Annotated in this window: 16 protein-coding genes; 4 read left to right on the forward strand and 12 right to left on the reverse strand. The window is 64.0% G+C overall.

Annotated elements, in window-relative coordinates; all coding sequences use genetic code 11:
* On the reverse strand, positions 1-381 hold the full coding sequence (locus tag V1479_RS02150; RefSeq protein WP_244648596.1) for a DUF2147 domain-containing protein: 381 nt from the start codon (positions 379-381) through the stop codon (positions 1-3).
* 118 nt (positions 382-499) lie between these two features.
* On the opposite strand from V1479_RS02150, the gene V1479_RS02155 reads away from it, so the two are divergent.
* Entirely contained in the window at positions 500-901 is a 402-nt protein-coding gene (locus tag V1479_RS02155; RefSeq protein ID WP_368801453.1) for a DUF2177 family protein, read from the forward strand.
* Here V1479_RS02155 and V1479_RS02160 read toward each other — a convergent pair.
* Genes V1479_RS02160 through V1479_RS02180 form a run of 5 tightly spaced genes read right to left on the reverse strand, consistent with a single transcriptional unit; the run spans position 866 to position 4,587 of the window.
* Entirely contained in the window at positions 866-1,450 is a 585-nt protein-coding gene (locus V1479_RS02160; protein WP_368801454.1) for a hypothetical protein, read from the reverse strand. The genes V1479_RS02155 and V1479_RS02160 overlap by 36 nt on opposite strands.
* A 2-nt stretch (positions 1,451-1,452) precedes the next feature.
* Positions 1,453-2,487, reverse strand: a complete 1,035-nt coding sequence (locus V1479_RS02165) for an SAM-dependent methyltransferase (protein ID WP_368801455.1) — start codon at positions 2,485-2,487, stop codon at positions 1,453-1,455.
* A complete protein-coding gene (locus tag V1479_RS02170; protein WP_368801456.1) occupies positions 2,484-3,299 on the reverse strand; it encodes a DUF1295 domain-containing protein in 816 nt (271 codons plus the stop codon). Before V1479_RS02170 ends, V1479_RS02165 begins: the two co-directional genes overlap by 4 nt.
* Positions 3,300-3,301: 2 nt before the next feature.
* Positions 3,302-3,952 (reverse strand): ChrR family anti-sigma-E factor, encoded by a 651-nt coding sequence (locus V1479_RS02175; protein ID WP_368801457.1) that lies wholly within the window; start codon positions 3,950-3,952, stop codon positions 3,302-3,304.
* Positions 3,949-4,587, reverse strand: coding sequence for a sigma-70 family RNA polymerase sigma factor (locus V1479_RS02180; protein WP_368801458.1), 639 nt, complete (start codon positions 4,585-4,587; stop codon positions 3,949-3,951). The genes V1479_RS02175 and V1479_RS02180 overlap by 4 nt, the downstream gene beginning before the upstream one ends.
* Before the next feature lie 160 nt (positions 4,588-4,747).
* Here V1479_RS02180 and V1479_RS02185 point away from each other — a divergent pair, with 160 nt between their 5' ends.
* Positions 4,748-6,094, forward strand: a complete 1,347-nt coding sequence (locus tag V1479_RS02185) for an NAD(P)/FAD-dependent oxidoreductase (RefSeq protein WP_368801459.1) — start codon at positions 4,748-4,750, stop codon at positions 6,092-6,094.
* Here the strand turns inward: V1479_RS02185 and V1479_RS02190 are convergent.
* Entirely contained in the window at positions 6,082-6,477 is a 396-nt protein-coding gene (locus V1479_RS02190) for a (R)-mandelonitrile lyase (RefSeq protein ID WP_173188481.1), read from the reverse strand. The genes V1479_RS02185 and V1479_RS02190 overlap by 13 nt on opposite strands.
* 207 nt (positions 6,478-6,684) lie before the next feature.
* Positions 6,685-6,999: a putative quinol monooxygenase gene (locus tag V1479_RS02195; protein ID WP_368801460.1), complete on the reverse strand. Its 315-nt coding sequence runs from the start codon at positions 6,997-6,999 to the stop codon at positions 6,685-6,687.
* Positions 7,000-7,210: 211 nt separating this feature from the next.
* Between V1479_RS02195 and V1479_RS02200 the strand changes: the two genes are divergently transcribed.
* Complete coding sequence (locus V1479_RS02200; protein ID WP_368801461.1) at positions 7,211-7,567, forward strand: YciI family protein; 357 nt, start codon at positions 7,211-7,213, stop codon at positions 7,565-7,567.
* Positions 7,560-8,813, forward strand: a complete 1,254-nt coding sequence (locus V1479_RS02205; RefSeq protein WP_368801462.1) for an RNA polymerase sigma factor — start codon at positions 7,560-7,562, stop codon at positions 8,811-8,813. The genes V1479_RS02200 and V1479_RS02205 overlap by 8 nt, the downstream gene beginning before the upstream one ends.
* A gap of 16 nt (positions 8,814-8,829) precedes the next feature.
* Here the strand turns inward: V1479_RS02205 and sigJ are convergent, their stop codons facing one another.
* The 4 genes from sigJ to V1479_RS02225 all read right to left on the reverse strand — a co-directional run bounded on the left by sigJ (position 8,830) and on the right by V1479_RS02225 (position 13,063).
* Positions 8,830-9,744, reverse strand: a complete 915-nt coding sequence (gene sigJ / locus V1479_RS02210) for an RNA polymerase sigma factor SigJ (RefSeq protein WP_368801463.1) — start codon at positions 9,742-9,744, stop codon at positions 8,830-8,832.
* Between the two features lie 120 nt (positions 9,745-9,864).
* Complete coding sequence (locus tag V1479_RS02215) at positions 9,865-10,758, reverse strand: DMT family transporter (protein WP_368801464.1); 894 nt, start codon at positions 10,756-10,758, stop codon at positions 9,865-9,867.
* A 157-nt stretch (positions 10,759-10,915) separates the two neighbouring features.
* Positions 10,916-11,503 (reverse strand): DUF6969 family protein, encoded by a 588-nt coding sequence (locus V1479_RS02220; RefSeq protein ID WP_368801465.1) that lies wholly within the window; start codon positions 11,501-11,503, stop codon positions 10,916-10,918.
* A gap of 345 nt (positions 11,504-11,848) precedes the next feature.
* Positions 11,849-13,063 (reverse strand): YeeE/YedE family protein, encoded by a 1,215-nt coding sequence (locus tag V1479_RS02225; protein ID WP_368801466.1) that lies wholly within the window; start codon positions 13,061-13,063, stop codon positions 11,849-11,851.
* Positions 13,064-13,093 lie beyond the last annotated feature (30 nt).

The raw sequence follows: 13,093 nt of genomic DNA on the forward strand, positions 1-13,093 counted from the left end.
CTAGTCCGCAGCCGTCCAGCCGACATCCCGGCACAGAACGCCACCCAGGATGCATCCACGTGTGACGAGCGCGCGCTCGGCCACCTTGAGCGTGATCGAGTAGCTGCGATCCCGCTTGGGATCGTAGGCCGTGCCGGCAAGCGTATCCGCCGACTGGGGCTCCAGGGACATCACCAGCTTGTCGCCGGGCTCTTCCCCCTTGCTGGTGTCGCCGATCCACAGGTTCGTTGCGCAGATGTCCGCACCGCAGGGGGCAATCTGGACGCGGGCGTTGCCGTCGTCACGAAGCCAGACACCGCTGGGATCGGCCGCATCCTGTGCTACGGCAGGATTCGCCATGAAAAGCATAGTCGCAAATACACAGAATGCTGGCTGCTTCATCGCCTTCGTCCTCGGTTTTTCTTCCAAAGATACGTTCGAACACCCGTTTCGGTTCACTGCCGGTGATCCGAAAGGACATTCGCGCCGTAGGAGAGACAGTCCCGCAAAAGGCACGACCATGAAGACAATCCTCATTGCATATCTCGCCGCCGCAATCGCGTTCCTGATCGTCGATGCGATCTGGCTCTACACGATGGCCGATACGCTCTATCGGCCGCTGCTTGGAGATATGCTCGCGCCACAGTTCAGGCTGGTTCCGGCGATCGTATTCTACCTGATCTATATCGGCGGTATCGTCTTCTTCGCGGTCGTACCGGCACTGGAAGGGGGCGGTGTTGCCAGGGCGGCGCTCAATGGAGCGGTGCTGGGGCTGGTCGCCTACGCAACCTACGATCTCACAAACCAGGCCACTTTGCGCGACTGGCCGCTGACCCTCACTCTGGCAGACATTCCGTGGGGCATGTTCGTGACCGCGGTCGGCGCGTCAGCCGGGTTTATCGTCTCCGACCGGCTCGGCTGACCCTTCTGCAGCGGCAAGGACATTTGAGAAGATCAGCGCGGCGCAGACTGTCAGCAGACCGGCACTTGATGCGTTGAGGCGCACCAGCGCGGTATATTCTTCGACGTCATAGGCGACCAGCGGCGTACCGTATCGGCTGCCGAGAAGCAGGAAAGCCATAAAGGCGCCTCCGGCGATGGCGAACCCGATCGTCCTTTCGGCCGGGCGGAACAGGAGTATCGCCAGTACCGCGCAGGGAATGAGGAAGATCTCCACCGCCGACTGCACGCCGAAGAGCTGCGCACACAGGATCGTGTTGCCGATGCCGGCCAATGGCAGCAGCGCGCGCCCTGCCACGGTATTCCAGCGAGACAACGCCGGAACGGCCATAAAGAACGGCGTCGACAGGAACGTGTACCAGACCGGCTCGATATTCGTCGTGGCGAGCCAGTAGACGTACAGCGGATAAAACGGCTGGTTCGATGCTACCAGCAGGGCTATGAAATTTGCGGACGCGACGAGGGGATCGGGGTGCGCCGCATACGAGCGCACGAGGTCGATCGCCCTCATCGTCAGGCCCTGACTGCCGGGCGCAGCAGGTAGTGGCTGACGCCCCATGGCTCGCCATCTGCGTAGCCGAACAGGCCGGCGGTCGCGAGAAAGAACATCCGCCAGCGGCGCATCCACAGCGGCGCGTCACGGCCGTATCGTTCGGCGAAGATGGAGCGGATTTCAGCTTCGTTGGCGTCGAAGTTCCTGAGCCAGTCGAGTGCAGTTCGTTCGTAGTGCCTGCCGTTCCATCGCCAGTCTTGCTCGACGCTGAACCACTCTGAGAATTCACGCATCAAGCCGTGGCTGGGCATGACCCCGCCGGTGAAAAAGTACTGGGCAATCCAGTCCGCGGGATCGGCATGATCGAAGCGGTAGGGGCTGTTCCGGTGTGAGAAGACATGGATGAACATCCGCCCGTCGTCATGCAGCCAGCCGCGCGCGCGTTCCAGCAGCAGCCGCCAGTTCGACATGTGCTCGAACATTTCCACCGAGACGATGCGGTCGAAACGGCCTTCATACGAAAACGCGTTCATGTCGGCGGTCACGACAACGAGGTTTGTGAGCCCGCGTTTCGCGATCTCGGCTTCGATGTGGCGGCGCTGCGGGGCTGAGTTGGAGACGGACAGGATGCGCGACCCGGGGAACCGTTCGGCCATGAAGAGGGACAGCGATCCCCACCCGCAACCGAGCTCGAGGATCGTCTGGCCATCCTCCAGCATCGCGTGCCTGCAGGTTTCGTCCAGCGCAAGCAGTTCCGCGTCCTCCAGCGTCGTATCCTTGTCCGGATAAAGGCAGCATGAATATTTGCGGCGCGGTCCGAGCACGATCTCGAAGAAGGCAGGCGGCAGCTCGTAATGCTGGTCGTTGGCTTCGGTGGTGTTGACAGCAATCGGCCAGCCATCCATCGCCCGCGCGAAATCGGCATCGACATTGTCGTTGCCGCTCGCAAGCTTCTGCTCGGTTCGCCCCACAAGCTGGTCGATTCCGAACCGCAGTGCCTTGTCGGGCAGCGGTAGACGCTCTGCGGCGGAAATCGCTGCAACGGCGAGATTCATGTCGAGACCTCCCTTTGTTTCGGAAATGGCCAGAATGCGCTCACCCGGCGGGCGTAGGCTTCATAAGCCTCGCCGCGCGAGCGTTTCATATGCTCTTCCAGCGGTGGAATGCCGGACACGTGCACCAGCAGCCAGTACATGAAGGCCGGCCCGACGAGCGCAGCCCAACCCCATGCCCAGCCGCCATAAGGACCGATTGCGATCAGGGCGTAGCCAGTCCAGCCGAGCCACTGGAAGAAATAGTTGGGGTGCCGCGACAGGCCCCAAAGGCCGGCGTCGCACACTTTGCCGGCGTTGGCGTCGCGTTGCTTGAACCGTGAGAGCTGCGCATCGGCGATGCCCTCGCCGGCAACAGCGATCGCAAGCACGACGATACCGGCAAGATCGCTCCATTGCAGGCCTGGCATCGGGTTGCGCGCGGCCAGAAAGATCGTGCAGGTCAGAAGAAGGGCGGCGGCAGCCTGCATCTGCAGGAAATAGAACATCTGTCGGCGCCACTGCCCGCCCCACTCCCGCTTGAGCGCGGCATAGCGCGGGTCCTCGCCGCCTTTCATGGTGCGGCTAACGATGTGCAGGCCGAGCCGCAGCGACCACAGGCCGGCAGCCGTTGCAACGATGATGCGCCGTTGCCAATCGCCTTCCCAACCCTCGACGGGAACAAGTGCTGCCGCTATGCCCGCCGCGCCGATGGCGAACGACCAGGTCGCGTCCACCCAGCCGGATTTTGCTCCGCGGCTCACTGCCAACCATGCCCCTGTCATCGCCAGTGACAGGAAGACGGCCACGACAAGAAGGAGCAGAACCGGACCCACCGCTAGATTCCGAATATCGGCTGCAGCATCCGGCCGATGAAGCTGTTGAAGCGCATCCGGCCTTCCATGGCGGCAAGGCAGATGCAGTCCGCGCCTTGGTCGACGATCGGCTGATGCTCGACATCCTCGTCCATTTCCGCGAGATCGCCCGGCCGGAACTGCCCGAACCTGTCGGTGTAGGAGCCTGATACGATATAGGTGAACTCGGTGCCCACATGACCGTGGTCCGGCAACGCGCGACCGGGACCGACCTTGAGCAGAATGAGGTTGGCCTCCGGGTCATGAGGCACGCCGACGCGGCTCATCCGCACGCCGGGGCCCGCCCAGCGCCACCGCCCGATGTCGCAGCCGCGCAGTGCATCCGGCAGACGTATGCCGTCGATTTCGACGGGCTTCTGCGCCGATACCGGCGCCGGCATCTCGTCTTCCTGGTCGATCATCGCGAGCGTGTCGGCGAGGGCCGTTTCAGAGAGCTGGGTCGGCTCGATGTCTTCGAGGAAAGAGCCACCCACGGCCTCGTATTCTGCGATGCGCGCCCGACAGGTCGAACAACCTGCCAGATGTGCTTCGACGACGAGCGACGGCCCTGCGGCCAGCGTGCCCGCTGCAAAACGCATCAGCGTTTCGTCCTTGGCGTGATGGTTGGAACTCATGTTTCGTCTTCCAGAAGAGTGCGCAGGCGGTTCATGGCCAACCGCGTCCTCGATTTCACGGTGCCGAGAGGAATCCCCAGTTCCTCGGCGATTTCGCTCTGCGATTTCTCGCTGAAATAGGCCATGCGAAGGATCGTCTGCTGTTCCTCCGAAAGACCGGCAAGCGCACTGCGAATGCGCGTGTCTCTTTCGGTGACGACAAAAACCTCCTCCTGCGATGGAGGCATTTCGGGAGGATCGAACGGCAGGCTGGCAGGATCGCGTTGCCGGCGCAGGTGATCGATCCTGCGATTGCGCGCGATCGTGAATATCCATGTCGCCACCCCGGCACGGGCCGGGTCGAAATAGGATGCCTTGCGCCAGACGGTGAGCATCGTCTCCTGTACGAGGTCTTCGGCCAACCCGGCCGACATGGCGCCACGCATGAAGAAGGTTTTCAGCCGCGGACCGAAATGGCGAAACAGTGCGGCAAAGGCCTGCCGGTCCTTACGGGTCGCGACGGACAGCAACATCTCGACGAACTCGGCCGCCGCCGGTGCCGGCGGAATTTCCTCCGAGTTCACGACGGACAGCCGCCTGTGAGTGGCAACACTCCAGCCTGGCTTTTCGCCGATGTGATTGTGGGCCTCATGCATGCACCCTTCTACGCCGATCATTCAAAAGCGGATCACGTCGACACCGAACCATCGCATTAAACCGTTCTGCCGGTGATCCGGCGCCTGTGATCGTTCGTAGAACGTAACCGAAGAGCAGACCCAAATCGACAGTCGCTTGATCGCGACGCCTAGGAGACCGATGCGTCATTTTCCCCAGTCCGAACGCCCACTCAAGATCGCGGTGGTCGGTTCAGGCATAGCTGCTCTCTCCGCGGCGTGGCTTCTTTCGCAACGGCATCACGTGACCGTCTTCGAGGCTGACAACCGCGTTGGCGGCCATTGCCATACCGTCGATGTGGGTGACGTTTCGGTCGACACCGGCTTCATCGTCTATAATGAGCCGACTTATCCGAACCTCACGGCACTTTTCCGGCATCTGGACGTGCCGACGAAGCGTTCGGACATGTCGTTCGCGGTCTCGATGGATCAGGGCGCGCTCGAATATTCGGGCACCAACCTGGCCGGCTTGTTCGCACAGCACAAGAACATCGCAAGCCCACGCTTCTGGTCGATGCTGCGCGACCTGGTGCGCTTCTACCGCGAGGCGCCGGCCGGGATCAGAGGCCTCGACCCGTCTGCCAGCCTTGACGAATATCTCGACGGGGCCGGTTTCGGGACCGCCTTCCGCGAGGACCACCTTTACCCGATGGCTGCGGCGATCTGGTCCACGCCTGCCATCGAGATAGGAAGCTATCCGGCGGTCTCGTTTGTCCGGTTCTGCGAGAACCACGGGCTGCTGAAGTTCTTTCGCCGGCCCGTGTGGCGCACCGTCGACGGTGGCAGCCGAGCCTATGTCGAAAGGCTGGTCGCACCCTTTCGCGATCGCATCCGCACCAACGCGCCCGTCACGGAAATCCGGCGCGTCAACGGTGTCGTGCAGGTATCGACATCGACTGCCGAACCCGAATGGTTCGACCACGTGGTCATCGGCTCTCACGCCGACCAGGCGCTGCACCTGCTTGGCGATCCCACCGATCAGGAAACCGAGCTGCTTGGCACCTTTGCCTATGGGCTGAACGAAACCGTTCTCCACGGCGACGAAAGGCTGATGCCACGCCGGCGTCGCGTCTGGTCGAGCTGGAACTATCTGTCTCAGTCAGCAGCGGCCGGCGAAGCGCGCGGCAAGCCTTGCGTCACCTACTGGATGAACCGCTTGCAGGATATCCCGGACAAGACACCCCTGTTCGTTACGCTCAGCCCGCTGCTCAGGCCAGCCGACGACAAGATCTTCTGGCAGGGCGTCTACCGGCATCCGCTCTTCAACGCGGCAACGCTGGACGCGCAGCGCCAGCTATGGTCGCTGCAGGGGCGGGCGAACACATGGTTCTGCGGTTCGTATTTCGGCTCCGGTTTCCATGAGGACGCGATTCAGGCGGGTCTCGCCGTTGGCGAAAGCCTGGGTGGCGTCAAGCGCCCGTGGACAGTGGCCGGCGAATCTGACCGCATCGACGTTCACGCCGCCACGCGGCCGCCTCAGCCAAGGTAGTCGTCGTCCGACACCTGCTCCATCCAGTTGACCGGAGAACCGTCCCGGGCTTCCTGAATGGCAATGTGAACCATGGCCTTGGTGTCGGTCGCGCCGTGCCAGTGCTTCTCGTCCGGCTCGAACCAGACGGTATCGCCGGCCTGCACGAGCTGTTTTGCCTCGCCCTTCTTCTGGACCCATCCCTCGCCCGAAACGATCAGCAGGCGCTGTCCCAGGGGATGCGTATGCCAGGCGGTTCTTGCGCCAGGCTCGAAAGTGACGACTGCTGCCGCCGCACGTGCCGGTTCAGGAGCGGCGAACTGGCTGTCTATGCGCACGGAACCGGTGAAATATTCAGCCGGTCCCTTGGCCGACGGCTGGTCGCTGTTGCGGACGATTTTCAACGTGACGCTCCTGCCTGGAGGTCGGTGACCCGGTTGCAATGGGGCGTACGGCGCAGCCTCTGCGAGCCTGGCCTCATGCCCATCATCTAACGTAGGACGGACAAGCCAGCTTGCAACAAAAAGCTGGCCTCCGCTTCTCGACCTGCCTGTCAGCCTGCAAGCTGGAACCCGGCAGACGATCCTGCCGGTTTCCGGGCATAGGCTTCATCAGGCTGCGTCGCCCTTGATCCATTGCGGAGTAATGGTACGGAATTCCGACGGGCCGGCCAGCAGTGCGGCTGTTTCCTCCTCGTAATCCTTGAACCAGGGCTGGTTGACGAAATCGTCGGAACCGGCCTCGCCGGTATAGAGCTGGTAGGCGACGATCGCGTCCGGGTCGTTGTCGTCGAAACCATAGACATAGGCGATCTGCCCGTCGGCGTTGTCGATATAGGCGCGGGCATATTTCTCCCAGATGCGCTTGACCTCGTCGCGCTTGCCGGGTTGCGCCTTGTGCCTGATGTAAAGTGCTTTCCTGTTCATGATCTACTCCTCGAAACGGTGCGGCCGTCGGCCGCTTGTGATCGGGCATCCTGCCCATATCCTCGTGACGTTCGAGACGAGCGGTTTGTGACGCCGGGCCTGGACTGATTTGTTTTTTCGGGTGCACGCGAAGAGAGTGTCGAAATCCGCGACGGCGGCGCGACATGGTTACGGCGAGCAGGTTCGCCGGACCAACACGGAAGGAAACGAGATGAACTACATGCTGATGCTTTATGCCGACGAGGTCGCTGGTTCGAACATACCGCCGGAAGAAATGAAGGGCTTTATGGACCAGCTCCACGCCTACAGGGAGGCGCTTCGGAAGGCGAATGCCTTCGTGGCGACTGCGCCGCTGGCCCGCACCAACACGGCCTGCACGGTGCATGTCGACCGCGGCGAGATGAAGGTGCAGGATGGTCCCTACGCCGAAACGCGCGAACAGCTCGGTGGCTATTACATCATCAGGGCCGAAACCATGGACGAGGCCATCAAATGGGCTGCGCGTTGTCCCGCCGCGACCTGGGGGACTATCGAGGTGCGGCAGATCATCAATCTTGGAGATGAGTAGCCTCGACCAGAGCCGGCGTGCCGCCGACCGGGCGGCACGCGAAAGCTACGGCCGTCTCGTGGCCCTGCTTTCATCCATCACGCGGGACGTCGCCAGCGCCGAGGACGCGCTGGCGGAGGCCTTTGCAGCCGCGCTGCGGCAATGGCCGGCGCAAGGCGTTCCGCGCAATCCGGAAGGGTGGCTGCTTGCGGTCGCCCGCAGGCGGCTGATCGACTCGTCGCGGCGCAGGGGAACAAACGAACGCTTCCAGGAGCATCTCAAGCTCATCTCCGAAGAGCTGGACGCCGAACGGCAGACATCGCGGGAAATACCCGACCGGCGCGTTGCCCTTATGTTTGCCTGCGCCCATCCCGAGATCGAACCGGCCATCCGTACGCCGCTGATCCTGCAGGTTATCCTCGGCTTCACCGCTGAAGCCATCGCGGCGGCGTTCCTGGTTCCCCCGGCGACGATGGGCCAAAGGCTCGTGCGGGCAAAAGCCCGCATCAAACAGTCCGGCATTCCCTTCGCCATTCCTGAGCGTGCCGATTTGCCCGATCGCCTCGATGCGGTGCTGCAGGCCGTTTACGCGGCCTATTCCAGAGATTGGGCCGAGGCCGGCGAGGGGTCTGCGGGGAGGCTTTCCGAAGAGGCCATCTGGCTCGGGCAGGTCATGGCGGAACTCATTCCCGACGAACCGGAGGTCAAGGGCCTGCTTGCCCTGATGCTGTTTCTTGATGCCCGGCGCAATGCGCGCTCCGCGCCTGACGGGTCTTATGTTCCGCTCGACGATCAGGACACCGCCTTGTGGAACCTGTCACAGATTCGGCAGGCCGAAGCGCTTATGAAGGACGCCAACCGAATGGAGGGTAGCGGCCGCTTTCAGATCGAAGCTGCAATCCAGTCCGCGCATGTGGCGCGCCGATTGCTCGGTCTGGACAACTGGTCCGACATCGTCGCGCTTTACGATGTGCTCTTCGCGCTGGCGCCGACGCCGGTCGTTGCGCTGAACCGCCTTGTGGCGCGCGCGCGCATATATGGCGCCAAGGCGGTACTGGACGAAATCCAGGAGATAGGTGCAGATCCCAGGCTCGTCGATTACCAGCCCTACTGGGCGGCACGTGGTACGCTCCTGGCTGAAGCAGGCCGGAACCCGGAAGCAAGTGAGGCGCTGACCACAGCGCTCGGGCTTGCGACCGACGAAGCCGCAAGAGCCTTCCTGCAGCGCCGGATCGCCCGCCTGCCCGGGACGCCAGAAAGGACATAGCTGATCTGTTAGCCTCTTAGTGCATCGTCACTTCATCGAGTGCGGCAAGCTTATCCGGATTGCGCACGACAAAGATCTCGGCGATGCGGCCTGCCGTGTCATAGGCAAACGAGACCGCGGCGACGATCGTCCCTCCATCACGCAGCACCAGACCGCGCGACCCGTTGAGATCGGCGAAGCTCCATTCGTAGCTTTGCCACCAGCCACTGAGCCGTTCCGTCAGGAAGGCCGTGACGGCGCTGCCTTCCAGCACGTCGATCACCGTCGCGACCTTTCCGCCGCCGTCGGCCGTCAGCCGGACATCGCTTGCCAGCATCGCGGTGAGCTGTCCCGGCTGCCCCGACCGGATCGCCTCCTCGAAGGCAGCAAGCAGTTCCTCCTGACGTTCCTGCGTCGGCGTGAAACGCACATGATCTTCGCCGATGCGTGCTTTCGCCCGCGAGACGAGCTTGCGGCAGGCCGGCTCGGTCATATCCAGGGACGCGGCGACATCTCCGTAGGACATGTCGAAGATTTCGTGCAGCAGATAGGCGGCGCGCTCGCGTGGCGTGAGTCGCTCCAGCATGAGCAGGAACGCGGTAGAGAGGGATGATGAGAGTTCCATTTGCGCCTCCGCGTCGCTGTCGATAATCGCGTGGATCGGCTCCGGCAGCCAGTTGCCGACATAGTCGACCCGGCTGCGGTAGGCAGCGCGCAGCATGTCTATCGATCGTCGCGTGCATGCGGTGGTGAGCCACGCGCCGGGGGATTCGATGCTGTCCACATCGGTGGCTTGCCAGCGCAGAAACGTGTCCTGCACGGCGTCTTCGGCCTCGGCGCGCGTACCCAGGATGCGATAAGCGATACCGAGAAGTCGTGGCCTGGCCTCTTCGAAGAAGCGGATATGCGCATCGCTGTCGCGCGCTGCGCTGGAAGGGTTACTCTTCGACATGACCGAGGGTCCTCCTCGCTAAAGGGTGGCTTATCTCCGGTTGACGATCCATAGGCAGGTATTGTGACGCGGCCGCATTTTTCCCGTCGTCAGGCCGGAAGATCGTGGGCATCGACGGATCTAGCGGAGGAACAGCAGCGCCATGCCGACAACGACGAGCGCCGCGCCTGCCCAGGCGCCTGCCGCAGGTCGCTCGCCGGTGCGCAGCCATAGCATGGGCAGGATGATGACCGGCGATGTCGCTGAAAGCGTCGATACGATACCGACCTTGCCGCCCGAAAGCGCATAGAGCAGCAACGTCATGCCGATCGCCAGCGCCAGGACACCCGTTAGCGCGGTCTGCGCCGCGATGCTCAGGGTAAGCGGCCCCTTCGGCTTAACCGCAGGGATGGGAAGCTGGATGAGGACCGTCAGGCAGAGTGCGGCGATGCCCACACGCAGCATTGATGCGGCAAACGGATCGACGCCGCTTGCCATGATCGGCCGGGCGATGATGGACCCGACGGCCTGCCCGGTGGCCGCCAGCAGGCCAAGCGTGACGCCGATCCAGAGTGGCCCCTTGACCGCCTCCCACTGGTGGAGCTGCGACCGACGCTTGCCGAACAGGATGGCGAGCAGCACGCCCGCGATCGTCAAGGCGATGCCGAAGACAGCGATGCCCGGCAGTTCCTCGCCGAGTACGAGCCACCCGAGGATGGCCGCCAGCGGCGCGTTCAGGGCGAAGAGGATGCCGGAGCGGCGCGGGCCGACGCGGTTGAGCGTGGCGAACAGCAGCGTGTCGCCGATGAAGATGCCGATGAACCCGGAAAGCAGCAAAGGACCGACAGCACCCGCATCGAGCTCCCGCCATGTACCGGAAGCCAACACGTAGAGCGCAAGCAGCCCGGTAACGAAGACCTGTCGCGCCCTGTTGAATGCCAGCGCGCCGAGATGGTTGGCGGGTCCCGCCGAAATGATGCCGGTGAGGGCCCAGCATGTCGCCGCCCCCAGTGCGGCAAGTTCATAGAGCGGCATTCGACTGGGCCTTCGGATCGGCGGAAGACGTCGGCGGGCGTAGCTTCAGGTTGAGTTGTTAGATTGCTTGAAACCGGGCGTCGCGAAAAGGCCAAATTCCAACGGACGACAAAAGCTCCTGACAAGCTTGCCCCAGCCTCGCGTAGTTGTCCGCCAACTATCGCGGCGGGATGACCAGTTCGGAGACGACTTCCAGCGCCCTGTCCTGCCTCGCTTCGACGCCCTCGGGCGGCCGATGGGAGGCAAGCGCGCGGTCGCGCTTATGGATCAGCTCGGCGATTTCAGCCTCATAGGCGGTGAAGATTGCGGTCAGCCAGCGGTTCACGAGGTAAGAAGGCTGCGGCATCTGTATATCGAAGCGCGGCAGGAGCGCGACCGTCGCTTCCGCGTCGAGCCAGTCGTCGCCGACAACCCACTGGTTCACTGTGAAAAGGCGAAGCATGCCGCCGTAGGCATCGACGCCAACAGCGGCAAGATGGTGGATCGGGCCTTCGGGCCCCTGCGGGCGTACGAAGCAGTGGAAGTGTCCGTGCTCTGTCTCACCCGCGTCCGCCGGATGGGAGTGATAGTACCACTGGGCGCCACTCGCCGGGTCGAACACGTCGCCCGGTGGATAATGCTCCCATGCCGTGATGTCGGCGACGCCGCGAAAGGTCTCGGACAGCACGTTGAGCCCGCCCTTGGCGAGCACGGTCTCGCAGAGCGCGATCTCGCGCAGCGCGAGCGCCTTGCCGTCCTCAGCCATTGTCCTCTGCCGGCCTCGGAAGAGGAGGAGGGGGCGGCGCGAGCTTCTTCTCGCCGGAGGGCATGGGAGCCGGCGGCGGGGGTGGTGCGAGCTTGGGCGCCGCGGGTGCGCAAGGCGAGGCCGGCACTGGTGCCGGGGGCGGAGGAGGTGCGGCACGCGGCGCGCCGGCGGCACAGGGCGAGCCTGCAGCGCAAGGAGCTGCAGCCGCACATGGCGAACCGCCACCGGCCCCGGAAGCGGCTCCCGGCTGCGCGCGCGGAACGGGATGCGTGTAATGGTCGACTGCGACGGCGGCGGTGGCCACGGTCAGCGCGGCGCCGAAGAGCAACGTATTACGGGACGTACTCATTTCCTGGAGAACCCATCGAGGCCGAACAGCGGCCGCGCCCAGACACCTGCCAGCGACCCAACAAAGGCGCAGGCAAACCACAGCCAGCCATGCAGGCTGCCGGACGCGATGCCGGAGAACAGCGCGCCGATATTGCAGCCGAAGGAAAGCCGCGCCCCGTAGCCCATCAGCAGGCCGCCCACCACTGCAGCCAGGAACGAGCCGAGCGGGATCTTGGCCTTGGGTGCGAACCTGCCGGCGAGGCTCGCCGCCAGCGCTGCCCCGAGGACGATACCGAAATTCATCACCGAGGTGACGTCGGCGAGAACGCTCGACTGAAGCGCCGTCTGCGGCCCTGGCCAGTTCCAGAATTCCCAGGTCTCGACCGGCACGCCCATGGCCTGCGCGGCCTTGGCGCCCCACAGCCCGAAGCCGAAGGTGACCGACCATGGATGGCCGGCAAGCAGCAGCGTGGCGATATTGAGCAGAGCGAGCAGAAGCCCCGCACCCACCAGCGGCCAGGGACCGTAGGTCAGCCAGCTCCAGCCGGCCCGGCTCGGAACCGGTTCCGTTTCGATGTTGCCATGCGCGCGGCGTTCGATCAGGGCCGTCACCAGCGCGACGAGCCCGAGGCCGACCAGAGTCGCCAGAACCGCCGTGCCGGTCCCGAGTTCGCGGCCGATGTCGATCGTGCCCAGCGACGGCAGCGTCAGCCACCACGACAGGTGGGCGGTACCCACGAGCGCACCCACGATGAAGAAGACCAGTGTCACCAGCATGCGTGACGAGCCACCGCCGACCGTGAACAGCGTGCCCGACCCGCAGCCGCCACCGAGCTGCATGCCAAGTCCGAACATTGTCGCCCCGACGATCACCGAGACGCCAACCGGGCCCATCGCGCCGACCAGTGCCTGGTCGCCGAGATTGCCGGCGGCAATCAACGGGATCATCGCCACCGCGGCGACCCCGATCATCAGCATCTGCGCGCGGATGCCGCGTCCCCGCCGCTCGACGACCATCCGGCGCCACCCGCCGGTGAAGCCGAAGGAGCCGTGATAGAGCGCGGCGCCGAGCAGTCCGCCGACCATAAAGAGTGCCGCCTGCCTCAGATCGATCAGTTGCGTTATTGCCAGGAAGCCGACCAGCAGAGCGCCGCCGGCGACCAGGGCCGGCGCGCGATCGATGATTGGGGCGGGAGGGGAGGCCGGGCGGCCGATGGTCACGTCTGTCATTCACAGTCCGCCGCAGTGCGGCGTTCCCAA

It is taken from the genome of Neoaquamicrobium sediminum (genome assembly GCF_040970315.1).
GTDB classification, from domain to species: Bacteria; Pseudomonadota; Alphaproteobacteria; order Rhizobiales; family Rhizobiaceae; genus Aerobium; species Aerobium sediminum.